We start from the raw sequence: 24,112 nt of genomic DNA on the forward strand, positions 1-24,112 counted from the left end.
CCCCCGCAGCTCCCGCCGCTGGCGGGCGCCCGCCCACCGACGTCCTGATCCCGGAGACCGCCTCATGACCTCGCCCACCCGGACCTGGAACGACCTCGTCATCCCGGCGGCGGGGACGTACCTGCTCGACGAGGCGCACAAGCGTCTGGGCTTCCTCGCGATGCACATGATGGTCAGCCCGGTGCGCGGCGAGTTCCCGGTGGGTACCGCGACGATCCACGTGGGCGAGGACCCGCTGCAGTCGGCCGTGTCGGCCACGCTGGAGACGGCGACCATCACGACGCACAACCCGGACCGCGACACCCACCTGCGCAGCCCCGACTTCCTCGACGTCGAGAACTACCCGACCATCGAGTTCCGCAGCACCGGCATCGAGTGGCGCACCGAGGTCGACCCGATCTTCTCGTGGGCCCGCCTCAAGGGCCGCACCCCCGGCCGCGCCGACACCGCCCCCGGTGTGCTGAAGACCTCCGCGAAGTTCCTGCTGCACGGCGACCTCACGATCCGCGGCATCACCCACCCGATCGCGCTCAACGCGGAGTTCGGCGGCGCACGCCGCGACCCGTTCGGCAACGAGATCTTCGGCTTCAACGCCACGGCGGACTTCGAGCGCGAGAAGTACGGCCTCACCTGGAACGTCGCCCTCGAGGCGGGCGGGGTGCTCGTCGCGAAGACGGTGCGCATCGAGCTCGCCGGCGAGGCCATCCGGCAGGCTCCCCCGGAGCCCGCGCCCGCCATCTGACCACGCGCTACGCGAGGACCAGCCGCCCGACGACGAACACCAGGATGCCGCCGACCGCGACCGGCGCCGTGACCGCGGCCAGCATCGCCCGGCGGCCCGCGAGCGCGGGCTGACGCTCGAACAGCAGGCGCAGCACCGCGACCACCAGACCGGTCACGGCGCCCGCGACCAGGCCGCTCACCGGGTCGATCGACGGCAGGAGCGTCGCCGCCCCGCCCGCGGCGACGGCGCCCAGCGCCACCCCGACGAGAGAGCCGGCCCACCCGCGCGCGACCGGCGTCGCCGACACCGCCGCCGCGACCGCCAGGCCGAGCGCGCTCACGACCACGAGGGACGCGCCCGCCTCCGAGCGACCCGCGGCCACCCAGCCGGAGCAGCAGACCGCCACGACCGCGCCGGTCACCGTGCCGCTCACGGACTCGACGAGCCGGGGCCGCCCGCCGCGGCGCAGCATCTCCGCGACGAACGCCAGCACCAGTGCCATCGCGAGCACCGGCGGCACGTTCCGCAGCACCGGCTCGCCCTCGGTCGCCCACGCCACGGCGACCGCGCCGAGCCCGGCGACCGCCACGACGACCGTCGTCCCGCCCTGGGCCGGCAGCCGCAGCAGCGGCCCCCACCCGGCCGCGAGGAGCAGCACGAGCACGCCGGCCACGGCCGTCAGGGGCAGGATCCCGTAGGCGTCGAGGGCGGCGGCCGCCGCGACGACGGCGGAGAGGACGGCCGTCCAGACGGCGCGGGTGGTCACGGTCACGACGACGAGTGTCGCAGACGGCGGCCGGCCGGCCGTCGCCCGCGGACACGTCCGTCACAGTCCGGTCGTCGATCGGAAACGCGCCCGCAACACGGTTCGGGGCACACTGCGGGAACCGGTCACACGGCCGGGACGGATGCGGTGTGATCGACGCCGCACCGCGGTACGTTGGCGGACGCACCTGTCGGACGCTGTCGAACGGACCGTCCGACGACCGGGAGGAGGTGCCGGTGGCCGAGCTGCTCATCCTCACGCCCGCCTCAGGCGGGTCGGTCGAGGTGCTGCCCGCCCTGGGCCTGCTGAACCACCGCATCCGGGTGCTGCCCATGGAGCCGTCCGCACTGGTGGACGCCCCGGACTCCGACGTCGTGCTGCTCGACGCGCGGCGCGACCTCGTCGCCGCGCGCACCACGTGCCGGCTGCTGCACGCCACCGGCCTCACCGTGCCGCTGGTGCTCGTGCTCACCGAGGGCGGGCTCACCGTCGTCACGCACGAGTGGGGCGCCGACGACCTGCTGCTCGAGACGGCGTCGCCCGCCGAGGTGGAAGCGCGCCTGCGCCTCGTGATCGAGAAGTCGGAGCGCGGCCCCGTCGACGACGGCCCGCAGGAGATCGCCGCCGGCGACCTCGCGATCGACGCCGGCGGCTACACCGCGCGGCTGCGCGGCCGCCCCATCGACCTCACGTACAAGGAGTTCGAGCTCCTCAAGTACCTCGTGCAGCACCCGGGCCGCGTCTTCACGCGGGCGCAGCTGCTCCAGGAGGTGTGGGGCTACGACTACTACGGCGGCACCCGCACCGTGGACGTGCACGTGCGACGCCTGCGCGCGAAGCTCGGCCCCGAGCACGAGCAGCTCATCGGCACCGTCCGCAACGTCGGGTACCGGTTCGACCCGCCCAAGGAGCCGCGGCCTGCCGAGGGCGAGGACGCCGACGGCACCGACGGCGCCACGACGACCGGCAGCCCGGGCGCGGCCGGCCGGGCGGCTCCCACCCGCTGACCCGCGCGCCCACGCGGGCCCCGGCGGGTCGCAACGGGTAGGTTCGACCGGTGACCGCGATGTCGGACTCCAGCGACTTCTCCAGCGCCCTGGTCGACGGACCCTGGCGGCACGAGCTCGTGCCCGCGAACGGCGCCCGCTTCCACGTCGCGCTGGCCGGGCCCGACCGCACCAGCGGCGGCCGCAGACCGCTCGTCGTGCTGCTGCACGGCTTCCCGCAGTTCTGGTGGGCGTGGCGCCACCAGGTCGAGCAGCTCGCCGACGCCGGGTACCGGGTGGCGGCGATGGACCTGCGCGGCGTCGGCGCCTCCGACAAGCCGCCGTCGGGCTACGACGTCCCCATCGGCACCCAGGACGTGGCGGGCGTCGTGCGCTCCCTCGGCCACGACCGGGCGGTCGTCGTCGGGCACGGCACCGGCGGCATCACCGCGTGGTCGATGGCCCGGCTCCAGCCCGCCGTGACCGCGGCCGTGGCCGCCTTCTCGGCGCCGCACCCGGCCCGCCTGCACGTCTCCGGCCGTCGGCTGCTCACCCCGCTGGCCCGCCGCCAGCTCGCCGCCTACCAGCTGCCCACGCTGCCCGAGCGCCGGCTGACCGACGGCGACCAGGTGGCGCGCGTGCTGCGCGACGGTGCCGCCCGCCCCCTCGGCACCGACGCCTATGACCTCTACCGCACCGTGATGCGCATCCCGTTCGCCGCGCACACCGTCATGGAGTCGCTGCGCTGGCTGGTCCGCTCGACGCCGCGGCCCGACGGCCGCCGCTACCTCACCGCGCTGCGCGAACCCGTCGACGTCCCCGTGCTGCAGGTGCACGGCGAGCTCGACGGGTTCCTCGACCCGCGGTACGCCCCCGTCGACGGCGCCGCCCTCGCGCGGGACTTCCGCTACGAGACCGTCGACGGCGCCGGACACTTCCTGCCCGAGGAGGCCCCCGACGAGGTCGGCAAGCTCCTCGTCGACTGGCTCGACCACGCGCTCGCCGCCCGCTGAGACCGGGTCACGACTCGGTCAGGAGCTCAGCCCCGCGGCCCCGGCTTCACGAGCTTCGCGGCGGCGACCGGGTCCGTCTCCCCGATCCCGAACGACGGGCACCAGCGCGCCACCGGGCACGCTCCGCACGCCGGCCGCCGCGCGTGGCACCGCCGGCGCCCGTGCCACACCAGATGGTGGCTCAGCATCGTCCAGTCCTTCTTGCCGAACAGCGCGCCCACCTCGTGCTCGACCTTGACCGGGTCCTCCTGGTCCGTCCAGCCGAAGCGGCGCGCGAGCCGCCCGAAGTGCGTGTCCACCGTGATCCCCGGGACGCCGAACGCGTTGCCCAGCACCACGTTCGCCGTCTTGCGCCCCACGCCCGGCAGCGTCACCAGGTCGTCCAGCCGGGCCGGCACCTCGCCGTCGAACCGCTCGACCAGCGCCTGCCCCAGGCCGATGATCGAGCGCGTCTTGGCGCGGAAGAAGCCGAGCGGCTTGAACAGCTCCTCCATCTCCGCCGGGTCCGCGCCCGCGTACGCCGCCGCGTCCGGGTACCGCGCGAAGATCGCCGGGGTCGTCGCGTTGACCCGCACGTCCGTGGTCTGCGCCGACAGCACCGTCGCCACCAGCAGCTCCAGCGGCGTCGTGAAGTCCAGCTCCGCGCGCGCGTCCGGGTACGTCACCGCCAGCTCGCGGTCGATGCGGCGCGCACGCCGCACCAGCGCGACACGCGACTCCCCCGTGGGCGTCGCGTCGGACGGAAGGGCGGTCGAGGAGGCGGGCTTCGTCGGCACACGGCGAGCGTAGCCACGCCCGCCCACACCGGCTCCCGCAACGCTCCCCCGGCGCGTCCCGGCGCTTCGTCGTGCCGCGATTTGGTGCGGTGAGGCAGACTGAGAACCGGAACACACCCTCTTGACAACCCCCGGACGACCGCACCCCACCCGGTGAGGCCGCCCCCGAACCACGTGAGGAATCCTGTGGACGACACCGTCGTGCTCTCCGCCCCTCTCTTCGCGGACATGGAATCCGAAGAGACCAAGGCGCTCTTCGAGTCCATGGTCCCGGTCGAGCTGACCCGCGGGGACGTCCTCTTCCGCGAGGGCGAGCCCGGCGACCGGCTCTACGTCATCGCGCAGGGCAAGATCAAGCTCGGCCGCCGGTCGAGCGACGGCCGGGAGAACCTGCTGTCGATCCTCGGCCCCGGCGAGATGTTCGGCGAGCTGTCCCTGTTCGACCCGGGCCCCCGCACCGCGACGGCCTCCTCCGTGTCCGACGCGCTCGTCTACGAGCTGCGCCACCAGGCCCTCGTGCAGTGGATCGCCGCGCACCCCAGCGTCGCCACCACCCTGCTCGGCGCCCTGGCCCGCCGCCTGCGCCGCACCAACGAGACCCTCGCCGACCTCGTCTTCTCCGACGTCCCCGGCCGCGTCGCCAAGGCGCTCCTCGACCTGTCCGCCCGCTTCGGCGAGCCGAACGACGACGGCATCCGCGTCGCCCACGACCTCACGCAGGAGGAGCTCGCCCAGCTGGTCGGCGCCTCGCGCGAGACGGTCAACAAGGCCCTGGCGGACTTCGCGACGCGCGGTTGGGTACGCCGGGAGGGTCGCGCTGTGGTGCTGCTCGACATCGACCGTCTGGAGCGTCGGGCTCGCTGACTTTCGGCCGCTCTTGGTTGCGGCCGACACCTTTCTCGCTGCCGCAGGCGGGAGGGGCGTTCTTCGGCGGGCCCAGCCGTCACGTCTGCCTTGCGCGTCGCGGTTCGTTCGCGCCGCGCCGTCGAGCGGCCGCGTGAGGGGCGCGCTCGCTCGTGGTGGGGGGATCTGCCGGTGCTGTACCCCGACCCGGGCGCCGTCCCCGTCGCCACCTGTCGCCCTCGAGCCGATGTGGCGCGCTAGGTCTGGTCGCCCACTGCTGGCGCCGGCATGGCCCTCACCGGGCGCTGGCCGGCCCGGGGCGGAGGCCCCGCGGCCCTACCAGCCCACACCCTGCCGCGCGACGCGCCGCAACGCTGTCACCACCGTCGTCGAGCGCGTCATTGAAGAGACGACGCGCGAGACGGTGCAGGAGCGGGTGGGGACGAGGTCCTTCGCCAGGTCGTAGAAGTCCCGAAGTGGAGGGCCCCCTGGGGCCCGTGAGCGCGACCTGGCGAAGGACCTCGTCCCCACCCGCGTCCGCAACCAGAAAGAGCGGACAGCACCTCAAGAAAGCTCGACGACCAACTCCACCTCGACGGGAGCGTCCAGCGGCAGCACCGCCACCCCGACGGCGGAGCGTGCGTGCACGCCCGCGTCGCCGAAGATCTCGCCGAGGACGTTCGACGCCCCGTTGATGACGCCCGGCTGGCCGGTGAACGACGGGTCGGAGGCGACGAAACCCGTCACCTTGACGATCCGCGCGCCGTCGAGGGTGCCCACGAGGGAGCGGACGGCGGCGAGCCCGTTGAGGGCGCAGGTGCGGGCCAGGTCGGTGGCCTCCTCCGGCGAGACGCCGGCGCCGCCCACCTTGCCGGTCAGCGGCAGCGCGCCGTCGACGAAGGGCAGCTGGCCCGCCGTGTAGACGTAGTTCCCGGAGCGGACGGCGGGGACGTACGCCGCGACGGGCGCGGCGACGTCGGGCAGGGAGATGCCGAGCTCGGCGAGGCGGGCCTCGGGCGAGACGCTCATCACTGTCCGCCGGAGGGGCGCTTGAGGTAGGCGACCAGGTTGGTGCTGTCGGGGCCGGGGACGACCTGGACGAGCTCCCAGCCGTCGGCCCCCCATTGGTCGAGGATCGCCTTGGTGTTGTGGATCAGCAGGGGGATGGTCGCGTACTCCCACGTGGTAGCCATGCCGCGATCGTAACCAGCGACCGCCCCGACCGCCGCCGTCCCGTCGCTCCCACGACGGGTCCACACGATCTGCACAGCGCGGCGGGCGTCGCGGCCATGCTGCCTCAGGCACAGCCCGTACCCTGGAGGGCATGGCCAAATCCGACCCTCGCCGCATCACGCGCACGATGCCGGCGACGCAGCTCGTCGCCCTGCTGCTCGCGTTCGTCCTCGCGGCCGGTGTCGGCGGCGTGCTCGCCGCCGGGCTGGTCATCCCCGCGGTGGCGGGAGTGAACGCGGCGGCGGACAGCACCGTCGAGGTCTACGACGAGGTGCCGGCGGAGCTGGAGCCGCGGCCGATGTCGCAGCAGTCGCGCATCTACGCCGCGAACGGCAAGCTGCTCGCCACGTTCTACGCGCAGAACCGCATCGTGGTGCCGCTGGACGAGATCTCCGAGAACATGCAGCACGCGGTGATCGCCATCGAGGACGAGCGCTTCTACGAGCACGGCGGCATCGACGTGCAGGGCATGACGCGCGCGCTGGCCAACAACGTGGCCGGCCACGCCACACAGGGCGCGTCCACGCTGACGCAGCAGTACGTGAAGAACATGCTCATCGACCAGGCGCTGCAGGACGGCGACCAGTTCGCCGTCATCAAGGCGAGCGAGGACTCGATCTCCCGCAAGCTGACCGAGGCGAAGATGGCCATCTCCCTCGAGAAGACGATGACCAAGGACGAGGTGCTGCAGGGCTACCTCAACGCGGCCCAGTTCGGCTCGCGCAGCATCTACGGCGTCGAGGCCGCGTCCCGCTACTACTTCGACAAGCACGCCTCCGAGCTGAGCGTCGTCGAGGCGGCCACCGTCGCCGGCATCACGAAGTCCCCGAGCCGCTTCGACCCCACGGTGAACCCGGAGGAGGCCAAGGAGCGGCGCGACCTGGTGCTGCAGAACATGTGGAAGCTCGGGTACATCTCCACCGAGGAGCGTGACGAGGCCAAGGAGAAGACGATCAAGGAGACGCTCGACGTCAACCCGACCGAGATCGGGTGCGCCGCGGCGGGCAACTCCGCGTTCTTCTGCGACTACGTCACCAAGGAGATCGTCACCAACCCGGTGTTCGGCGAGACGAAGGCCGAGCGGCAGCAGCTCCTGTACCGGGGCGGCCTCGAGATCCACACCACGCTCGACCCGAAGAAGCAGAAGGCCGCGTCCGCGGCGGTGAAGAACGCCGTCCCCGCGGGCGACTCGAGCGGCCTGCAGTCGGCGATCGCCTCCGTGGAGCCCGGCACGGGCAAGATCCTCGCGATGGCGCAGAACATCCCCTACACGCCGTCCGAGGGCAAGGAGGGGACCACTCGCGTGAACTACGCCGCCGACCCGACGCACGGCGCGTCCGGCGGCTTCCAGGTGGGGTCGAACTTCAAGCCGTTCGTGCTGGCGGAGTGGCTCAAGGAGGGGCACACGCTGTCCGAGCGGGTGAACGCGAACGAGGTCACCCGCACGGTCGGCAACTTCCAGACCAAGCCGTGCGTCGGCTGGCTCGGCCCGGAGCCGTGGACGCCGGGCAACGCCGAGGGCGGCGGGCAGGGCTACATCAGCGCCCTGGAGGCGACCTTCCGCTCCGTGAACACGGCGTACGCGTCCATGGGCTACGAGCTCAACCTGTGCAAGCTGCGCAACACGGCCTGGGACATGGGCTTCCGGCCCACCCGTGCCACCGGCGGCGAAGAGGGCAACCGCGTCGTCACCGACCCGACGGTCGAGGACATCGACGTCCGGGCCCCGATGCTCCTCGGCACCCAGGAGTCGACGCCGCTCTACCAGGCGGCCGCGTACGCGACGCTCGCCACCGGCGGGACCTACTGCTCGCCCGTCGCCATCACCGCCGTCACCGGCCCGGGCGGCAAGGAGTACGACGTCCCGGACGCCAAGTGCAACAAGAACGCGTTGCCGGAGAACGTCGCGAACACCGTGGTGTACGCGATGGAGAAGGTGTTCACCGAGGGCACCGCGCGCACGCTCGGCGGCCTGGCCGACGGGCGTCCGGTCGCCGGCAAGACCGGTACCTCCAACGCCTCGGCGCAGACGTGGTTCACCGGGTTCACGCCGAACCTGTCGACCTCGGTGTGGGTGGGCAACGCCGACCGGCCCAACGAGGACCACACCAACGGCGGCGTCGTGAACGGCAAGCCGTACCGCGTCCTGTACGGCTCGACCGTCGCCGCCCCGGCCTGGAAGGAGTACATGGACCAGGCCATCTCCGGGCTGGAGGTCAAGGACTTCGGCAGCCCCGACCCGGACATGATCGGCGTCGGCGCCATCCGCCCGTCCACGCCTGACAACGGCGGGGGCGACTCCTCGGACGAGGGTGACGACGGCGGCAACGGCGGCGGTGACAACGGTGGCGGCGACAACGGCGGCGACCAGGGCAACGACCGCGGCGGAAACGGCAACGGGAACGGCAACGGCCGCGCGGACGCGGAGGCCGCCTGGGACGCCGTCCAGAACGGCGACTGGGAGTCGCTCGGCGACGCGTGGGGCGACAACTGACCCCCGGTTGGCAGGTCGCGGGCGGGCTCGTCGCCGCCGGCGTCGCGGGCCTCGGCTACGCCCACCTGGAGACCAAGCTCTTCACGGTGCGTCGGGCCACGGTGCCGGTGCTGCCCGCGGGCGAGTCCGACCTGCGCGTCCTGCACGTGTCCGACCTGCACCTCACGCCGTCGCAGAGCCGCAAGATCGCCTGGGTGCAGTCGCTGGCCGAGTACGAGCCCCACCTGGTGGTGAACACGGGCGACAACCTGGCGCACCCCGACGCGCTCGGGCCGCTGCTGGAGGCGCTCACCCCCCTGCTCACGACGGCGCCCGGCGCGTTCGTCATGGGGTCGAACGACTACTACGCCCCCGTGCCGAAGAACCCGGCGCGGTACCTGAAGCGCGACACCCGCATCGTGCACACCCGCCCGGCCGAGCTGCCGTCCGAGGAGCTGGCCGGCGCGATGGTCGCCGCCGGCTGGCGGGACCTCACCAACCGGCGCGACACGGTCGAGGCCGACGGCCGCCTGCTGTCGCTGGTGGGCGTGGACGACCCGCACCTGGACCGCGACGACTTCCCGGAGTCACCAGCCGGCGACGCCCCGGACGACACCGCGGTGCTGCACCTCGGCGTCACGCACGCCCCGTACCGGCGTGTGCTGGACCGGATGCACACCGACGGCGCGGACGTCGTCCTCGCCGGTCACACGCACGGCGGGCAGCTCCGGCTGCCGGGGTTCGGCGCGCTCGTCACCAACTGCGACATCGACCGCCGGCGGGCCAGCGGCCTGCACGGCTGGCCCGGTCCGCGGCCCGACGAGACGGGCGGCACGGGCTCCGCGTGGCTGCACGTGTCGGCCGGCGCGGGCACCTCGCCGTACGCCCCGGTGCGCTTCGCGTGCCGCCCGGAGGCGACGTTGCTCACGTTCACCGCCCGGTAGCCGGATCTCGTTTTCGTCCAGGCCGGATCGTCGGCTATTCTGAGCAGGCTTCCGCACGAGGACGTAGGTCCTGCGGCGTGGGAGCAAGTCCTTCGGGGTGTGGCGCAGCTTGGTAGCGCGCTTCGTTCGGGACGAAGAGGTCGCAGGTTCAAATCCTGTCACCCCGACCAGCCGAGAGGCCCTCTGATCAGCGGAAACGCTGGGCAGGGGGCCTCTTGCCTTACCCGCTGGGGCGCCCGGGCGGTCGTCGGGGGCGCAGCCGGGGGTGCCTGCGGATCCAGTGGCGGAGGCCAGGTTCCGCGAGACGGTCCGTGCGAGGAGCTCGCCGCGATCCCGTCCCGCCCACGCAGCCCGGACCGGCGCAGGGGCACGGCTCTACCTTCGACGTGCTCCGGAGCTCTGGTCGGGCGACAACGAGGTCGTGAGGACCGGTCGACCAGGCCGACCTCGCCCTCGGTAGCGACGTGGGCTTGATTCCACCTACCAGCGGGTTCGCTGTGCGGCTCGCCGTGGCGGGAATTCGCGTGCGGGGCGGGCGCGTTGGACGGTTCGGCGGCAGCGTGTGCGCCACCGAGAGCTTCAGGATCTCGAGAAGGAGCAGAAATGAAGAAGGTCCTTGTGGTCGGCGCGAGCGGCCTCGTCGGGCGTGCCGTGGCCGCGAACCTGGAAGCGGACCACACCGTGGTTCGCGCCAGCCGCAGCTCCGGCGATGTCCGGGTGGACGTGCTCGACCCGTCCAGCGTCCAGGCGATGTTCGAGACCGTCGGGGAGGTCGATGCGATCGTGACGGTCACCGGACGGCAGGCCTACGGCCCCCTGAGCGCGATCACTTCGGAAGAGATCGCCCTCGGCCTGACGGACAAGGTCATGGGCCAGATCAACGTCGTCCTCGCGGGCCAGAGCGCGCTGCGCGAGAGCGGCACCATCACGATGACCAGTGGCGTCATGAGCGACCCGCCGTTCCCTGGCGGCATCGGTGCGCACACCGACAACGCCGCCATCGAGAGCTTCGCGCGCGTGGCGGCGACCGAACTGACCGGCAACCGGCGCATCAACGTGGTCAGCCCGGCCGTCGTCATCCCGTCCTGGGACGAACCCCTCCCCGCGCACCTGATTCCCGCCGGCCTGTTCCAGGTCACCGCCCCGGACCTGGCCCTCAGCTACCGCAGCAGCATCGAAGACGGCCACACCGGCGAGGTCTACAAGGTGTGGGGAACCCCCACCGACTAACCCGTTGGACGGCCTTCGAGGGGCGCTCGGGGTGCAGCAGGACGTGTCCTGGTCGTCAGCCTGTGCGGGCACGGCTCCCCCGGACGAGGATCGCGGTACGAGCGCAGCTCGCACTCCACGTCCGAAGGAGACCGTCGTGAGCGGTTCAGAGAACACCGATCCCACCGAACCGACGAGCCCCGGGGCTCCCGCGCACCCCGGCAGACGTCGCTCCGGCGACCCCGTCGACGAGCCCAAGAGCCCCGGCCCGCCCTCCCCCGACGAGACGTCGCATCCCTCGGACGACTCCCCTGACGAGCCCAAGAGCCCGGGCCCGCCGCCGGGATCGATCCCCGGGCACTCGGCCTGAACGTCGATTACCTGAGCCACGACGCCTCGGTCGGCTCGTCCGCGGGGGCAGCCGGCAGGGTGGGTCCCCCCGCGACGGGCCGCGAGGTAGCACAGCACGGTCATGACACGACGGTCGGCGTCGTCGTCCGGGGCGAGGCCGAGCTTCGCGAAGATGGACCGGGGGTGCGCGTGCACGGCTCCGGGGGGAGACGACGAGGCGTGCCGCGATCGCGCGCCGTCCCCCTTGCCCTCGGCCATGCGAGGGGACATGCGCACGTCGAGGACGGCGACGTCGACGTGGTGACCGGACGCGACCTCGTCACGCAGCGTCGCGAGGAGCGACGTCGCGAGCCGCACCTGGAGCGCGGCCACGCCGGGTGCAGTACGAGCTCCGCCGGCACCGGTCCTCCTCCCCGTCGTCGGGCTGACGCCTCGTTCGAGGTCGTCCAACTCGTCGCCGGCCTCGGAGCGAGCGACATCACCGACGTCCTCGCCAACGTTCTTCACCTAGCTGCAGGCGCCGGGCGTCCGGCTCTGGTCGTCGTCCGGCAGATCTCACCCGTGACCCGGCCGTTCGGTACCGTCGGGGCGCCCTAGAGTCTCCGTGCAGCAGTCCAGAACGCATTCGGAGGAGCTCGGTGATGCCCGCAGAGACCATGGACGGGCAGCGGCCTTCCACCCGGACACACCCCGGCGATCGCGACGACCACGGCTCTGCAGGTGCGGTGGGTGACCTCGCGGGACGGGACGGGCCCGGGCCGCGACCACGGCTCGTGTGGACCACGGTGCTCCTCGGGCTCGCGCTCGTCTCGGTGTTCGTCGTCGCACCGTTCGCCACCGATCCTGCGACCACGGCCGGCGTCCGCGACCACCTCAGCGATCAGCAGTCTGCCGTCACGGGCATGGCCGGGGCTGCGGCCGGACTGTCGGTCGCGACCGACCTCATCCCGAACGTCGACGGCATCCCGGCCCAGCTCGCCGACCTCAGCGGCTGGTTCATCGTCATCGTGGCAGCGATCATCCTGCAGAAGGTCCTGGTCGGTGTCGTCGGGTACGTCTCGTTCACCTGGGTGATCCCCGCCGCGTCCTTTCTCGGCGTCGCGTACGTCTTCACGCGGCGCGAGATGCTTCGCACGCTTGCCGTCAAGCTCGCGATCTTCGGCGCCGTGATCTTTGCCGCGATGCCCGCGAGCATCGCGGTCAGCAACCTGGCGACGGACACCTTCAATGACTCCCAGGCCGCGATCGCCGAGGCCGACGCCATCCAGGACGCCGCCGAGGAGGCCGCCGCAGCAGCCGCGACGCAGGAGGTCGCCGACGACGCCGAAGGCGCGGACCGCGGCGGGCTCCTCGGGATGCTCGACGACGCACGGGATGCGGCGAGCAGTGCTGTCGGCGCCGCCGGCGACGCGGTGGGGAACGCGCTCGACGGCGTCAGTGACGCCCAGGAGGAGGCTGTCGCCTGGATGGACGGCGCCATCCAGCAGATCGCCCTGTGGATCATCACGATCTGCGTCGTCCCGCTGCTGACCATCGCACTGTTCGCCTGGGTCATCAAGATCCTCTTCGGCTTCGAGGTCGGCGCGGGCGATGCCGCACGCCGCGTCGCCCGAGGTACGGGCCGCGCGACCCGCGCAGGGGCCGCCGGAGCGCGTGCTGCGAGACGGCGATGACTCGCCGGGATCACCACCCCGCACGGCACGGTGCTGTTCGAGGAGCGGTGCATCCGGGCCGGCGGCGACACCTGCCTGCGACGTTCGGCGCCCGGCGCCCGAGCAGCTCGGGCAGTGGCTGCTCGACGGGTCCGCGACGCGGACGTCCCGGGGCTCATGGCGCGCACGATGGCGGAGGGTCGCCAGCAGCGCGGAACTGTGGCACCGTCGGCCTCGGCAGCCCTCGTCCCCGCTGGTCAGGAGTCACCATGCCCGCGTCGTCCACCGCACCTGTCGTCGTCGTCGGAGGGGGCCTGGCCGCCGCCCGCGCCGTGGAGGCGGTGCGGGAGCAGGACCCAGACGTCGACCTCGTCGTCGTCACCAACGAGGGGCACCGCCCGTACGAGCGTCCGCCGCTGTCGAAGGACTACCTGCGTGGGCAGGCGGAGCCCGACGTCATCTACCCGCTCAAGGCCGGCTGGTGGGACGACCACGCCATCGACCTGCGCACGCTCACCACGGTCGTGGACCTCGCCCCGGCCGACCACGAGGTGACGTTCGCCGACGGCTCCACGCTCGGCTACTCGAGGCTGCTGCTCGCGACCGGCTCGACCCCCCGCGCGCTCCAGGTGCCGGGCCGGAGCTTCATCGGCGTGCACACTCTCCGGACGGTCGACGACGCGGACCTGCTCGCCGGCATCCTGCTGCCCGCGTCGCTCGAGGGCGAGGGCAAGGTCGTCGTCGTCGGGGACGGCTGGATCGGCACCGAGGTCGCCGCGTCCGCGCGGATGCTCGGCCTGGACGTGTGCCTCGTCGGCCAGACCGCGCACCCCCTCGAGGCCACGCTCGGCCCGGAGCTCGGCTCCCTGTACGGGAAGCTGCACGACGACCGCGGCGTCCTGCGCCACCGGGGCGACGTCGTCGCGTTCACCGGCGAGTCCGGCCGGGTCAAGGGGGTCGAGCTCGCCGACGGCACCCACCTGGAGGCCGACCTCGTGGTGATGGGCGTGGGCGTGACGCCCAACGTGGGCATCGCGTCGGCCGCGGGCATCGAGCTGCGCTCGCGCGACCTCGGCGGCGGGATCGCCGTCGACGGCACCCTGCGTACCTCCGCCCCCGACGTCTTCGCCGCCGGCGACATCGCCTCCGTCCCGTCGCCGCACTACGGCCGCCCGCTTCGCGTGGAGCACTGGGCCGTCGCGCAGGACACGGGCGCGCACGCCGGCCGCGCGATGCTCGGCGACGACGCCACCTACGACGTCCTCCCCTACTTCTTCAGCGACCAGTACGACGTCGGGATGGAGTACAAGGGCTACGTCGACCTGCGCGCGGGCGACACCGAGGTGGTGACCAGCGGCTCGGTCGACGACCGCGAGCTCGTCGCGTTCTGGGTGCGCGACGGCGAGGTGCAGGCCGGCATGGCCGTCAACGTCTGGGACCGGATGGACGACGTCGAGGAGCTCATCCGCTCAGGCCGCCAAGTCCCCCGCGCGGAGCTGGAGGCGTTCACGGGCTGACCGTCGCCGGGCCGATGGCCGGGCGGCCGAGGGCGCGCACCCGCCAGCCGGCAGCGGCCCAGCGGTCGGCGTCGAGCGCGTTGCGACCGTCGACGACGACGCGGCGCGCGGGCTCGAGGGCCGCCGGGTCGAGGTCGCGGAACTCCTGCCACTCGGTGAGGTGCAGCACGAGGTCGGCGCCGGTGACCGCCTCCTCGACGGTGTCCGCGTAGCCCAGCGTGGGGAACGTGCGGGCCGCGGTGGCGTTGGCGCGCGGGTCGTGCACGCGCACGTGCGCTCCCTGCAGCTGCAGCTGGGCGGCGACGTTGAGCGCGGGCGAATCGCGCACGTCGTCGGTGCCGGGCTTGAACGCCGCGCCCAGGACGGCGATGCGCCGCCCGAGCACGCTGCCGCCGCACTCCTGGACGGCCAGCGCGACGGTGCGCGACCGGCGCCGCATGTTGATGGCGTCGACCTCGCGCAGGAACGTCAGCGCCTGGTCGACGCCGAGCTCGCCGGCGCGCGCCATGAGCGCGCGGATGTCCTTGGGCAGGCAGCCGCCGCCGAAGCCGAGTCCCGCCTTGAGGAACTGGTGGCCGATGCGGACGTCGTGCCCGATCGCGTCGGTGAGCGCGACGACGTCGCCGCCGGCCGCGTCGCACAGCTCGGCGATCGCGTTGGCGAACGAGATCTTCGTGGCGAGGAACGCGTTCGCGGCCACCTTGACCAGCTCGGACGTGGCGAGGTCGGTGACGAGGAACGGCACGCCGGCGTCGACGACGGGCGCGTACAGCTCGCGCAGCGCCTTCTCGTGCCGCGGGTCGGTGACGCCGACGACGATGCGGTCGGGGCGCAGCGTGTCCTCGACGGCGCGGCCCTCGCGCAGGAACTCCGGGTTCCATGCGACGCCCACCTCGACGCTCGCGGGCGCCAGGCCGTCCGCGAGCGCCTGCAGGCCGGCGGCCGTGCCCACGGGCACGGTGGACTTGCCGACGAGGAGCGCGTCGCCGCGCAGGTGCGGCACGAGGGCGGCCACGGCGGCCTCGACGTGGCTCGTGTCGGCGGCCATCGAGTCCCGGCGCTGCGGCGTGCCGACGCACACGAAGTGCAGGTCGGCGAACGCGGCCGCCTCCGCCGGGTCGGTCGTGAACCGCAGGCGCCCGGCGGCGGTGTGCCGCTCGACCAGCTCCGCCAGCCCGGGCTCGTAGAACGGCAGCCGGCCCGCCGCCAGGTCGGCGATCTTCGCCGGGTCGGTGTCCAGGCCGAGCACGTCGTAGCCCAGCTCGGCCAGGCACGCGGCGTGCGTCGCGCCCAGGTAGCCCGTGCCGATCACGGTGACGCGGGTGGGCTCGGGCGTCCTCGGCCCGGGGGCCGGCTCGGCGGCGACGTCGGCGGCGGCGGCGGTGGTCGTGGTGGCGTGCGTCATCGGTCCTCCAGAGTGGGCGGGGCGGGCTCGAACGGCAGGGGCCGGTCGAGGTCGGTCAGGAGCGCGCCGGGCACGTCCCCGGGCGCTGGTCGGAAGGCGTACACCGCGGCGAGGCGCGCGCGGGCCGCGACGGCCCACGCGTGCAGCGCGCCGGCATCGAGGGTGTCGCTGTAGCCGTCGACGACGGCGCGGGCCACGCGGGCGGCGCGTGCGGGCGGACACACGCCCTGGTGGGCGCGCAGCTCGAGGTGCACGAGCAGGTTGGCCAGGTCGAGCGCGGGGTGCGCGACGGCGGCGAGGTCCAGGTCGAGCAACCCGACGCGCACCCGGTCGCCGGGCGCCGCGTCGTCGACGTGCACGAGGAGCTGCTTGTCGTGCAGGTCGCGGTGCGTGAGCACAGGCCGCGCCGCGGGGGCGGCGGCGAGCGCGGCCCGCACCCGCCGCACGACGGCGTCCGCGTCCGCCGCCGTCGTCGAGCCGTGGGCGGCGGCGAGTCCCCACCAGCGGGCGACGACAGCGACCTCGGCTTCGGCGTCGTGTGCCGCGACACCCGGCGACGGCGACGCGCCATGCAGCCGCCGCAGCCCGCGCCCGATCCCGCGACCCGCGGCGTCGAGCAGCGGGTCGAGCACGGCGTCCGGCGTGGCCCGGTCGCGCAGCAGCTCGTGCAGCGTGCGGCCCGGCAGCGCGGCGGTGGTGACGAACCCGTCGCCGCGGGCCAGCACCTCCGGGGTGGCGAACGCCGCCGCCGGGACGGCGACGCCCACGGGCTCACGCCCCGGGCGCGTCACCTTGGTGTACGTGCCGGCGGGGTCGCGCACCACACCGCGCCGGCCGGAGCGGTGCGCGACGAGCGTCGCGCCCGCGCGGACGCGGCCGCCCAGGCCGGGCAGACGCGGGTCCGCGCCGTCGGGGTGCAGCACGAGAGCGCCGCCGCCGACCGGCTCCGGTCCGCGGGCGTGCGCAAGGTCCCCTCCGGTGCGCGCCCCGGCCCCGCGCGCGGGCGGGACGGCCGGCCCCGCCTCCCAGCGCCCGGCGAGCACGGCGCCGTCGCGGTCGCTGCCGACGACGAGCAGCCGGTCGGCCGACCGCGGCAGCACGGCGCGCAGCGTGTGGCCCTGCGCCGCGAGCGCGTCGGCCAGCGCCTCGACGACTGGCGCCGTGCGGATCCGCGGCGCCCGTGCGACGGGCGTTCGGGCTCGTCGCACGGCCAGCGCGGCGCCCAGCGCGCCTCCGCGGCCGTCCTGGACGTCGTCGGCGAGCTCACGGAGCGCCACAGAGGTCTCCGCCCAGCCGTCCTCCAGACGCCGGAACGGCTCGGTGGCGCGGCGTCGCAGGTGCTCGGCGACGGCGGCACGCAGCTCCGGCACCGCGACCGGCTCCGCTCCCGCGGCGGCGTACCCGTCGAGCACCGCCGCGAGCCGTGCCGCGGCGACGTCCGCGGCGCCGTGCGCCCGCACGAGCGCGGCCGCGAGCGACCCGAGGTCCTCGGCCGGCCGGCCCCAGCGGGCGGCGTCCGCGTCGACCAGCCACGGCTCGCCGCCCGGGCCGCGCACGAGCTGGTCGAGGGACAGGTCGCCGTGCAGCGGGACGGCGCCGTCCGGGCGCGGGGGCAGGCCGGCCCCCGCGGGTCGCGCGCCGTGCAGCGCGGCGGCGAGCGCGCCCACCTCGCGCAGCGCGGCGTCGTCCAGCGCGCCCGCCGCGTCGAGACCGTCGAGCGGCGTGCCCGGCACCCAGTCGGTGACCACGACGCCCCGGTCGGGGTCGACGGAGCGCAAGCGCGGCGCCCGCACGACGGCGCGGTCCGAGCCCGTGCCCGGCGTCCCCTCCGACACCGCTCCGAGCAGCGCGTACCCCTGGGCCGCGCGGGCGACGGCGTCCGGTCGCACCAGCCGCACCAGCGCCTCGCCGCGCGGGCCGCGGGCGTGCAGCACCGCGCGGCGCTCGGGGTTGTGCCGCAGCAGCCGCAGGTCGGCGGGCCGCCCCACGACGTCGGCCGCGAGGTCCGCGGCGGCGCGGGACGCGGGAAGCTGCCGGTCGGCCGCCCAGATGGTGGCGACCAGCGCGGCGTCCCGGTCGAGCAGCAGCACCTCGTCCGGCCGGCGCGGGTCGAGGCCCTTGTCGAGCTTGCCGCGCGACCCGGCGGCGTAGGCGCGCACCAGCAGGTCGCGCGGGCCGGCCGCGCCCGTCCACCGGCACGACAGCACGACGCTGGTGCCCGGCTTGTACCGCAGGTAGGGCCGCGAGACCGTGCCCGCGTGCCCGGTGGCGGCCGCGAGGCGCGCCGCCAGGCGGCCGAGGTCGAGCACGTCTCCCAGCGCGGGGATCGCGGGGTCGGCGGCGGCGACCTCCCGCACCGTCCGCGGGCGGTCGAGCGTCAGGTCAGGCGCCACGGGACGCCACCTCCTCCGGGGTGCCGGGGCCCGGCGGCGCGGGCACCGCGGGCAGGTCGGGGCCGCCGCCGAGGACGACCGCGGGCGTGCCGGACGCGACGACGCGGCCGCCGTCGAGCCGCACCACGCGCTCGCAGTCGCGGGCGGCGTCCAGGTCGTGCGTGATGACGAACGTGGTGCGGCCGCGGGTCAGGCGGCCGAGGGCGTCGACCACCTCGTGCTCGGTCTGCTCGTCCAGGCCGGTGAGGGCCTCGTCGAGCACCACGACGGGGGCGTCGAGCATCGCCGCGCGGGCGATGGCGAGGCGCTGCCGCTGCCCGCCGGACAGGGTGCCGCCGCGCTCCCCCACGACCGTGTCGTAGCCGTCCGGCAGCGCGAGGACGAAGTCGTGCGCCCCGGCCACGCGTGCGGCGCGCTCCACCTGCTCGTCGGTGGCGTCGGGGACGGCGGCGGTGATGTTCTCGCGCACGGTGCCGTGGAACAGCACGCTCTCCTGCAGCACGACGGCGACGGACCGGCGCACGCTGTCGAGCGTGAGGTTGCGCAGGTCGTGCCCGTCGATCCGCACCACGCCGGCGTCGGGGTCGCGCAGGCGCGAGATCAGCGAGACCAGGCTCGACTTCCCGGCCCCGGACGCCCCGACGACGGCGACCCGCTCCCCCGGCCGCACCGCCAGGTCGAGCCCCCGCAGTACGGGGTGACCCGGCACATAGGAGAACCACACGCCCTCGAAGCGGACGTCGCCGAGCGCGCGGCCGATCGGCCGGGCCCAGCTCGCGTCGGTCACCTCGGGCCGGCTCTCCAGCACCTCGACGACCCGCTCCCCCGACGCCCCAGCCTGCGCGATGCGACCGGTGTACTTCGCGATGTCGCGCATCGGCTTGAAGGCCGCCTTGAGGTACGTGAGGAACACGGTGAGCTCGCCCGGCGTCAGCGCGCCGTCGAGCACCCGCTGCGCGCCCACGAACAGGACGACGGCGGTCGCGACGCCCACGAGCACGTCGGTGGAGCGCTCCAGCCCGGCCGACAGGCGCTTGGCCCGCACGCCCTCGCGCAGCGACGACGAGTTCGAGCGGGCGAACCGGCCGCCCATCCGGTCCTCGAGCGCGTACGCCTGCACGACCTTCACCGCGCCCAGCGTCTCCGTGGCGAGCGACGCGAGCTGCCCCTCCGCCTTGCGCTGGTCGCGCGACACCTTCCGGATCGTGCGGGACAGGCGCGCGCTGGTGAGAAGGAAGACGGGCAGCACCACCACCATGACGAGCGCCAGCAGCGGGTCCAGCACCGCGACCACCACGACCATGCCGACGAGCGTCACGACGTTGCCGATCATCGGCAGCATCGCCGTCACCGACACCTCCTTGAGGCGCGTGACGTCGCTGGTGAGGCGTGTGACGAGGTCGCCCGTCGTCGACCCGTCGTGGAACCGCAGCGACAGCCGCTGCAGGTGCGCGAACACGTCCGCCCGCACCCCCGTGAGCACCCGGTTGCCCGCGAGGGAGAAGCAGACGGTCGACGCGTACGCCGCCGCCGCGCGCAGCAGCACGATCACGAGCAGCGACCCCGCCGCGAGCAGGATGACCGCGGGCAGGTTCGCCGGCGCCGGGCCGGCCGCCGTCGAGCCCGTCGCGGCGACGATGCCGTCCACCACGTACTTCAGCGGCCACGGCTCCAGCAGCCGCATCCCCACCTCGGCCAGCATCGCCAGACTGCCCAGCACGAACAGCCGACGCTCCGGTCGCACGTGATGGCGCAGGTGCGGCCAGAAGCGGCGGAACGAGCGTCCCGCCTCGCGCATCGAGCGCGGCCTGTACCGGTTCGCGGCGCCGACGCCGCCGGAGGGGTCAGGCATGACGGGCCCCCGCGTGCTCGGGATGGCGCACCCCGGCGAACCCGAGCGCCCGCCGCACGACGACGGACCAGTCGTGCCGCTCCACGGCGACCTCCCGCGCGCGGGCGCCGAGCGCAGCACGGCGGTCGCCGTCGTGCGCGAGGGCGACGAGCGCGTCCGCGAGCGCGGCGGCGTCACCGGGAGGGACGAGCACGCCGGCACGGCCGTGCTCCAGCGCTCCCGGGAGCTCCCCCACCGCGCTGGAGACGACGGGCAGCCCGGCGGCCAGGTACTCGTAGACCTTCAGCGGCGAGAAGTAGAAGTCGTCGAGCGGCGGGTACGGCGCCACGGCAACGTCGGCGCGATGCAGCAGCGCGGGGACGTCCGACGGCGACACGGCCCCCGCGTGCTCGACCGCACCGCGGACGCCGAGGGCGCCCGCCCGGGCGAGGACAGCCTCGCGCTCGGGGCCGTCGCCGACGAGCAGCAGCCGCGCCTCGGGGACGCGCCCATGCAGCCCGGCGAACGCGTCGACCAGCACGTCGAGCCCGTGCCACGGCTTGAGAGTTCCGACGAACAGCACCGTGAACGCCGTCGCGTCCTGACGGACTCTTCGCGCGGACGTATCCCTCCCGAAGTGGAGGGCGCCCTGGCGCCCGTGAACGCGTCCGCGCGAAGAGTCCGTCAGGTCGCGACGGCCCCCGCACCGGTCCACAGCCGGAACGATCCGCCCGGTGTCCACCCCGTTCGCCAGCACGTGGACCTTCTCGGGGTGCTCGCCGGCGCGGTCGGCCGCCCACGCCGCGACGGGGCCGCTCACGGCGACGACGGCCGTCGCGGCACCGACGGCGGCGCGGGCGCAGCGCTCGGCGGCCGCCTCGTCGACGAGCTCGCGGTGGGTGCGCTGCTCGTCGACCAGCGGCGCGTTGACCTCCAGCACGCTCGGAACGCCGGCGTCACGCGCCCAGGCCGTGGCCGCCGTTCCCCAGAGTGAGTAGCGCTCGTAGACCAGGTCGAGCGACGCTCCCGCGGCGACGCCGTCGAGCACCTCGGCGACACGGGCATCGGCGTCGCGCAGCACGACCTCGCGCTCCGCCGTCGAGCCGGCGCGAGCGACGGGGATGCGGTGGACGACGACGCCCCGGAGGTCGTCGGGGGTGTCGTCGCCGGGCCGCGTCGTGACGACGTGCACCTCGGCGCCGGCGCGCACCAGCTCGCGCAGCACGGCCTGGACGTGGACGGACGAGCCCTTGCGGCCGAACACGGGGACGCCCGGGTCGGAGCTCACGTACGCGACCCTCATGCCGCCCTCCCCTCCGCGGCGGTGGTCGCCGCGCTCTCCAGCACGTCCAGCAGGCGCCGGGACGTGCCGACGACGTCGAACTCGGACTCGATGTGCGCGCGGGCGCCGTCGGCGAGACGGCGCGCCTCGGCCGGGTCGTCGAGCAGGGCGCCGAGCGCCGCGGCGAGCGCGGGGGCGTCGCCGGGCGGCACGAGGCGGCCGGTCTCACCGTCGCGCACCGCCTCGGGGATACCGGTGACCGGCGTCGAGACGACGGGGGTGCCGAGGGCCATCGCCTCCAGCAGGACCGTGGGCAGGCCGTCGCGGTTGCCGTCCGCGCCGAGCACGCACGGCGCGGCGAAGACGGCGGCGCGGGCGACGACGTCGCGCACCCGGTCCTGCGGCAGCGGGCCGTAGAAGGTCACGTGCCCGTCCAGGCCTGCCGCGGCGGCGCGGGCGCGCAGCTCCGCCTCCTGCGGCCCGGAGCCGACGAGGTCGAGGTGCACGTCGCGGCCCTCGGCGACGAGGAGGGCGACCGCGTCGAGGAGGGCGCCGAAGCCCTTCTTCTCCACGAGGCGGCCGACGGCGCACACGCGCCCGGGTCGTCGCGGCGCCGTCGCGCGGGCGTACTCGTCGAGGTCGAGCCCGTTGTACACGCGGACGACGGCGTCCGCGGCGGGGCCGTAGGTGTCGCGCAGGTAGGCGAGGTTGTGGTCGCTCACGGTGACGACGGCGCGCGCGTCGGCGAGCTTCGTCCGCAGGTCGGCGGGGTCCACCGACTCGTGGAAGATGTCCTTCGCGTGCGCGGTGAACGTGTAGCCGATGCCGAGGACGGCGGCGGCGAGCCGCGCGACCGTCGTCGCGACCGACCCGAAGTGCGCGTGCAGGTGCGTCAGCCCGGCGTCGTGCGCGGCCGACGCCACCCACAGCGCCTGCACGGCGTCCTCCGGGTCGGCGGCGAGCAGGTCGGCGAGCGTGCCGGCCGGCAGGGCGCGCAGGTCGAGCCGGTCGTGGGTCTCAGCGAGCGCCGACCAGGCGTCCGCCGCGCGGGCCGCGCGCGGCACGAACCGCACCGGTGCGGCGACGTCGGCGAGCGCGGCGTGGAAGCGGGTGTCGACCGGGGCGCGGAGCGAGAAGATCTCGATCTCGACGCCGCGGCGCTCCAGGCCGCGCACCTCGTTGACGATGAACGTCTCCGAGAACCGCGGGTACATCTTGGTCACGTAGCCGACGCGCAATCGGGTGGTCGTCGGGGTGATGTCAGGCAGTGGCACGGTGCTCCTCCTCCTGCTGGTCCTGCTGGTCCGGGGCGGTGGTCGGGGCTGCGGCGGCGAGCCGCTCGACGAGCCCGTCGACGAGGTGCGGCACGCGGGCGAGCCCGTCGAGGTCGACGTCGACCTCGGGGCGCCGTCGCGCGTCTCCGTCGGTGGCGCGGGCGAGCCAGGCGCCCACCCGTTCGGGGGTGATCGCGCCGACGAGGACGTCGAGCAGCCCGAGGCCCGCGAGCCGGCACGCCCGCACGAGCTGCTCGGCGCGAGGGTGCGTGCGCGGCACGACCAGGCCGGGGTGGCCGGACGCCAGCAGCTCGCACACGGAGTTGTAGCCGCCCATCGTCACGACCGCTGCGGCGCCCTCGACCAGGGGGACGACGTCGCGCACGAACGCGCGCACGTCGAGGTCGTCGCGGCCGGCGGCGACGGCGCGCAGCCGGTCCCGCGTCGCCTCCGGCAGGTACGGCCCGGTGACGAGCACGCCCCGGTGGCCCGCGGGCAGCGACGCCGCGGCGAACGCCTCCGCGAGCGCTGCGCCGTCCTGCCCGCCGCCCACCAGGCAGAGGACGAAGGGCGCGTCTCCGGGCCTCGGCGCCGTGGTGGAGGTCGCGGGCGCGCGACCGCGACCGAGGTATCCGGTGGAGGTGGTGGACGCGCGACCGCGACCGAGGTATCCGGTGGAGGTGGTGGACGCGCGACCGCGACCGAGGTATCCGGTAAATACCGTCCTTGCGGCGACATGGTCGGGCAGCGCGTACTCGGTGAGCGGGTCGTAGACGCGCGCGTCGCCGTACACCCACACCTCGTCGAAGAACCGCTCGACGACGGAGGTGCTGCGCTGCTCACGCCACTCGCGGACGGCGACCTCGGGGGTGTCGAGCACGTCGCGCAGCCCGAGGACGCACGCGGTGCCGCCCTGCGCGCGCAGCCGCCGCAGGGCGGGCAGCAGCTCTCCGCCGACGCCGAGCGGCACCTTGTCCACCACCAGGACGTCGGGGCGGAACGCGGCGAGCGCGCCGTCGAGCACGCCCGCACGGACCCGGACGACGTCGTCCAACGTGCCGGACCAGGTGCGCGGCCCGTAGCCCCGGTCGGGGTCCTTGCCGACGCGGGGCAGCGTCACGACCTCCGTGCGCTCCGGCAGCGGCAGGCTGGTCGCCTCCCGCGCGCCGGACAGGAGGAGGACGTCGACGTCCGGGTCGGCGTCCACCACGGCGCGCGCCAGCAGCGACGTGCGGCGCACGTGGCCGAGGCCCTGGGTGTCGTGGGAGTAGAACGCGACCCGGCGTCGCGCCGGGGTCTCGGGTTCGACCGCTGGTATCTGTCGCACCCTGGCAACCCTGCGGAGGTTGCCTGAGTCACGGATGAGGCGACCATGAGGGGGTTCTCATCCGGAAGGGCGCAGCATCTGCACACGGCGCGCCCCGGTCCGCCGCTCGTCCG

General features: G+C 74.6%; 19 protein-coding genes and 1 tRNA gene. 10 read left to right on the top strand and 10 right to left on the bottom strand.

What is annotated here, in order from left to right:
* Positions 1-64 precede the first annotated feature (64 nt).
* Positions 65-742, top strand: a complete 678-nt coding sequence (locus tag ABZ493_RS03235; RefSeq protein ID WP_430580745.1) for a YceI family protein — start codon at positions 65-67, stop codon at positions 740-742.
* Positions 743-749: 7 nt separating this feature from the next.
* Here the strand turns inward: ABZ493_RS03235 and ABZ493_RS03240 are convergent, their stop codons facing one another.
* Entirely contained in the window at positions 750-1,496 is a 747-nt protein-coding gene (locus tag ABZ493_RS03240; RefSeq protein ID WP_430580746.1) for a hypothetical protein, read from the bottom strand.
* 230 nt (positions 1,497-1,726) lie between these two features.
* On the opposite strand from ABZ493_RS03240, the gene ABZ493_RS03245 reads away from it, so the two are divergent.
* Positions 1,727-2,497: a response regulator transcription factor gene (locus ABZ493_RS03245; RefSeq protein ID WP_430580747.1), complete on the top strand. Its 771-nt coding sequence runs from the start codon at positions 1,727-1,729 to the stop codon at positions 2,495-2,497.
* Positions 2,498-2,556: 59 nt separating this feature from the next.
* The gene (locus tag ABZ493_RS03250; RefSeq protein WP_430580954.1) at positions 2,557-3,489 is read left to right on the top strand and encodes an alpha/beta hydrolase; all 933 of its coding nucleotides are present in this window, start codon (positions 2,557-2,559) and stop codon (positions 3,487-3,489) included.
* A gap of 26 nt (positions 3,490-3,515) precedes the next feature.
* Here the strand turns inward: ABZ493_RS03250 and nth are convergent, their stop codons facing one another.
* The gene (gene nth, locus ABZ493_RS03255; protein WP_430580748.1) at positions 3,516-4,265 is read right to left on the bottom strand and encodes an endonuclease III; all 750 of its coding nucleotides are present in this window, start codon (positions 4,263-4,265) and stop codon (positions 3,516-3,518) included.
* Positions 4,266-4,451: 186 nt separating this feature from the next.
* On the opposite strand from nth, the gene ABZ493_RS03260 reads away from it, so the two are divergent.
* On the top strand, positions 4,452-5,129 hold the full coding sequence (locus tag ABZ493_RS03260; RefSeq protein ID WP_416345052.1) for a Crp/Fnr family transcriptional regulator: 678 nt from the start codon (positions 4,452-4,454) through the stop codon (positions 5,127-5,129).
* A gap of 543 nt (positions 5,130-5,672) precedes the next feature.
* Here the strand turns inward: ABZ493_RS03260 and ABZ493_RS03265 are convergent.
* Positions 5,673-6,137 carry a RidA family protein gene (locus ABZ493_RS03265; RefSeq protein WP_430580749.1) on the bottom strand — a complete coding sequence of 155 codons (465 nt, stop codon included), beginning with the start codon at positions 6,135-6,137 and terminating at the stop codon, positions 5,673-5,675.
* Positions 6,137-6,301 (bottom strand): DUF4177 domain-containing protein, encoded by a 165-nt coding sequence (locus ABZ493_RS03270; protein ID WP_139820690.1) that lies wholly within the window; start codon positions 6,299-6,301, stop codon positions 6,137-6,139. The genes ABZ493_RS03265 and ABZ493_RS03270 overlap by 1 nt, the downstream gene beginning before the upstream one ends.
* Before the next feature lie 131 nt (positions 6,302-6,432).
* Here ABZ493_RS03270 and ABZ493_RS03275 point away from each other — a divergent pair, with 131 nt between their 5' ends.
* The 6 genes from ABZ493_RS03275 to ABZ493_RS03300 all read left to right on the top strand — a co-directional run bounded on the left by ABZ493_RS03275 (position 6,433) and on the right by ABZ493_RS03300 (position 14,487).
* Positions 6,433-8,835 carry a transglycosylase domain-containing protein gene (locus ABZ493_RS03275; RefSeq protein WP_430580750.1) on the top strand — a complete coding sequence of 801 codons (2,403 nt, stop codon included), beginning with the start codon at positions 6,433-6,435 and terminating at the stop codon, positions 8,833-8,835.
* Complete coding sequence (locus ABZ493_RS03280) at positions 8,820-9,758, top strand: metallophosphoesterase (protein ID WP_430580751.1); 939 nt, start codon at positions 8,820-8,822, stop codon at positions 9,756-9,758. Before ABZ493_RS03275 ends, ABZ493_RS03280 begins: the two co-directional genes overlap by 16 nt.
* Before the next feature lie 93 nt (positions 9,759-9,851).
* Positions 9,852-9,928: transfer RNA gene (locus tag ABZ493_RS03285), tRNA-Pro, on the top strand.
* A gap of 433 nt (positions 9,929-10,361) precedes the next feature.
* On the top strand, positions 10,362-10,988 hold the full coding sequence (locus ABZ493_RS03290; protein ID WP_430580752.1) for a short chain dehydrogenase: 627 nt from the start codon (positions 10,362-10,364) through the stop codon (positions 10,986-10,988).
* A 1,103-nt stretch (positions 10,989-12,091) separates the two neighbouring features.
* Entirely contained in the window at positions 12,092-12,991 is a 900-nt protein-coding gene (locus ABZ493_RS03295; RefSeq protein WP_430580753.1) for a hypothetical protein, read from the top strand.
* A 248-nt stretch (positions 12,992-13,239) separates the two neighbouring features.
* Positions 13,240-14,487 carry an FAD-dependent oxidoreductase gene (locus ABZ493_RS03300; RefSeq protein WP_430580754.1) on the top strand — a complete coding sequence of 416 codons (1,248 nt, stop codon included), beginning with the start codon at positions 13,240-13,242 and terminating at the stop codon, positions 14,485-14,487.
* Here the strand turns inward: ABZ493_RS03300 and ABZ493_RS03305 are convergent.
* Genes ABZ493_RS03305 through ABZ493_RS03330 form a run of 6 tightly spaced genes read right to left on the bottom strand, consistent with a single transcriptional unit; the run spans position 14,477 to position 23,999 of the window.
* Positions 14,477-15,892 (bottom strand): UDP-glucose/GDP-mannose dehydrogenase family protein, encoded by a 1,416-nt coding sequence (locus ABZ493_RS03305; RefSeq protein WP_430580755.1) that lies wholly within the window; start codon positions 15,890-15,892, stop codon positions 14,477-14,479. The genes ABZ493_RS03300 and ABZ493_RS03305 overlap by 11 nt on opposite strands.
* Positions 15,889-18,285 carry a phosphotransferase gene (locus ABZ493_RS03310; RefSeq protein WP_430580756.1) on the bottom strand — a complete coding sequence of 799 codons (2,397 nt, stop codon included), beginning with the start codon at positions 18,283-18,285 and terminating at the stop codon, positions 15,889-15,891. The genes ABZ493_RS03305 and ABZ493_RS03310 overlap by 4 nt, the downstream gene beginning before the upstream one ends.
* Positions 18,275-20,137, bottom strand: a complete 1,863-nt coding sequence (locus ABZ493_RS03315; RefSeq protein ID WP_430580757.1) for an ABC transporter ATP-binding protein — start codon at positions 20,135-20,137, stop codon at positions 18,275-18,277. Before ABZ493_RS03315 ends, ABZ493_RS03310 begins: the two co-directional genes overlap by 11 nt.
* Positions 20,130-21,419 (bottom strand): glycosyltransferase family 4 protein, encoded by a 1,290-nt coding sequence (locus ABZ493_RS03320; RefSeq protein ID WP_430580758.1) that lies wholly within the window; start codon positions 21,417-21,419, stop codon positions 20,130-20,132. The genes ABZ493_RS03315 and ABZ493_RS03320 overlap by 8 nt, the downstream gene beginning before the upstream one ends.
* Positions 21,416-22,672 carry a glycosyltransferase family 4 protein gene (locus ABZ493_RS03325; RefSeq protein WP_430580759.1) on the bottom strand — a complete coding sequence of 419 codons (1,257 nt, stop codon included), beginning with the start codon at positions 22,670-22,672 and terminating at the stop codon, positions 21,416-21,418. The genes ABZ493_RS03320 and ABZ493_RS03325 overlap by 4 nt, the downstream gene beginning before the upstream one ends.
* Positions 22,659-23,999 carry a glycosyltransferase gene (locus tag ABZ493_RS03330; protein WP_430580760.1) on the bottom strand — a complete coding sequence of 447 codons (1,341 nt, stop codon included), beginning with the start codon at positions 23,997-23,999 and terminating at the stop codon, positions 22,659-22,661. Before ABZ493_RS03330 ends, ABZ493_RS03325 begins: the two co-directional genes overlap by 14 nt.
* Positions 24,000-24,112: the final 113 nt, after the last annotated feature.

The sequence above is a fragment of the Isoptericola sp. NPDC019482 genome, from assembly GCF_040632295.1.
Taxonomy (GTDB): Bacteria; Actinomycetota; Actinomycetes; order Actinomycetales; family Cellulomonadaceae; genus Isoptericola.

Bases quoted from the DNA above. Each gene is read 5' to 3' on its own strand.
- ABZ493_RS03235 (WP_430580745.1), top strand. From the start codon at position 65: ATGACCTCGCCCACCCGGACCTGGAACGACCTCGTCATCCCGGCGGCG.
- ABZ493_RS03250 (WP_430580954.1), top strand. From the start codon at position 2,557: ATGTCGGACTCCAGCGACTTCTCCAGCGCCCTGGTCGACGGACCCTGG.
- ABZ493_RS03265 (WP_430580749.1), bottom strand. From the start codon at position 6,137: ATGAGCGTCTCGCCCGAGGCCCGCCTCGCCGAGCTCGGCATCTCCCTG.
- ABZ493_RS03270 (WP_139820690.1), bottom strand. From the start codon at position 6,301: ATGGCTACCACGTGGGAGTACGCGACCATCCCCCTGCTGATCCACAAC.
- ABZ493_RS03275 (WP_430580750.1), top strand. From the start codon at position 6,433: ATGGCCAAATCCGACCCTCGCCGCATCACGCGCACGATGCCGGCGACG.
- ABZ493_RS03290 (WP_430580752.1), top strand. From the start codon at position 10,362: ATGAAGAAGGTCCTTGTGGTCGGCGCGAGCGGCCTCGTCGGGCGTGCC.
- ABZ493_RS03300 (WP_430580754.1), top strand. From the start codon at position 13,240: ATGCCCGCGTCGTCCACCGCACCTGTCGTCGTCGTCGGAGGGGGCCTG.
- ABZ493_RS03305 (WP_430580755.1), bottom strand. From the start codon at position 15,892: ATGACGCACGCCACCACGACCACCGCCGCCGCCGCCGACGTCGCCGCC.
- ABZ493_RS03315 (WP_430580757.1), bottom strand. From the start codon at position 20,137: ATGCCTGACCCCTCCGGCGGCGTCGGCGCCGCGAACCGGTACAGGCCG.
- ABZ493_RS03320 (WP_430580758.1), bottom strand. From the start codon at position 21,419: ATGAGGGTCGCGTACGTGAGCTCCGACCCGGGCGTCCCCGTGTTCGGC.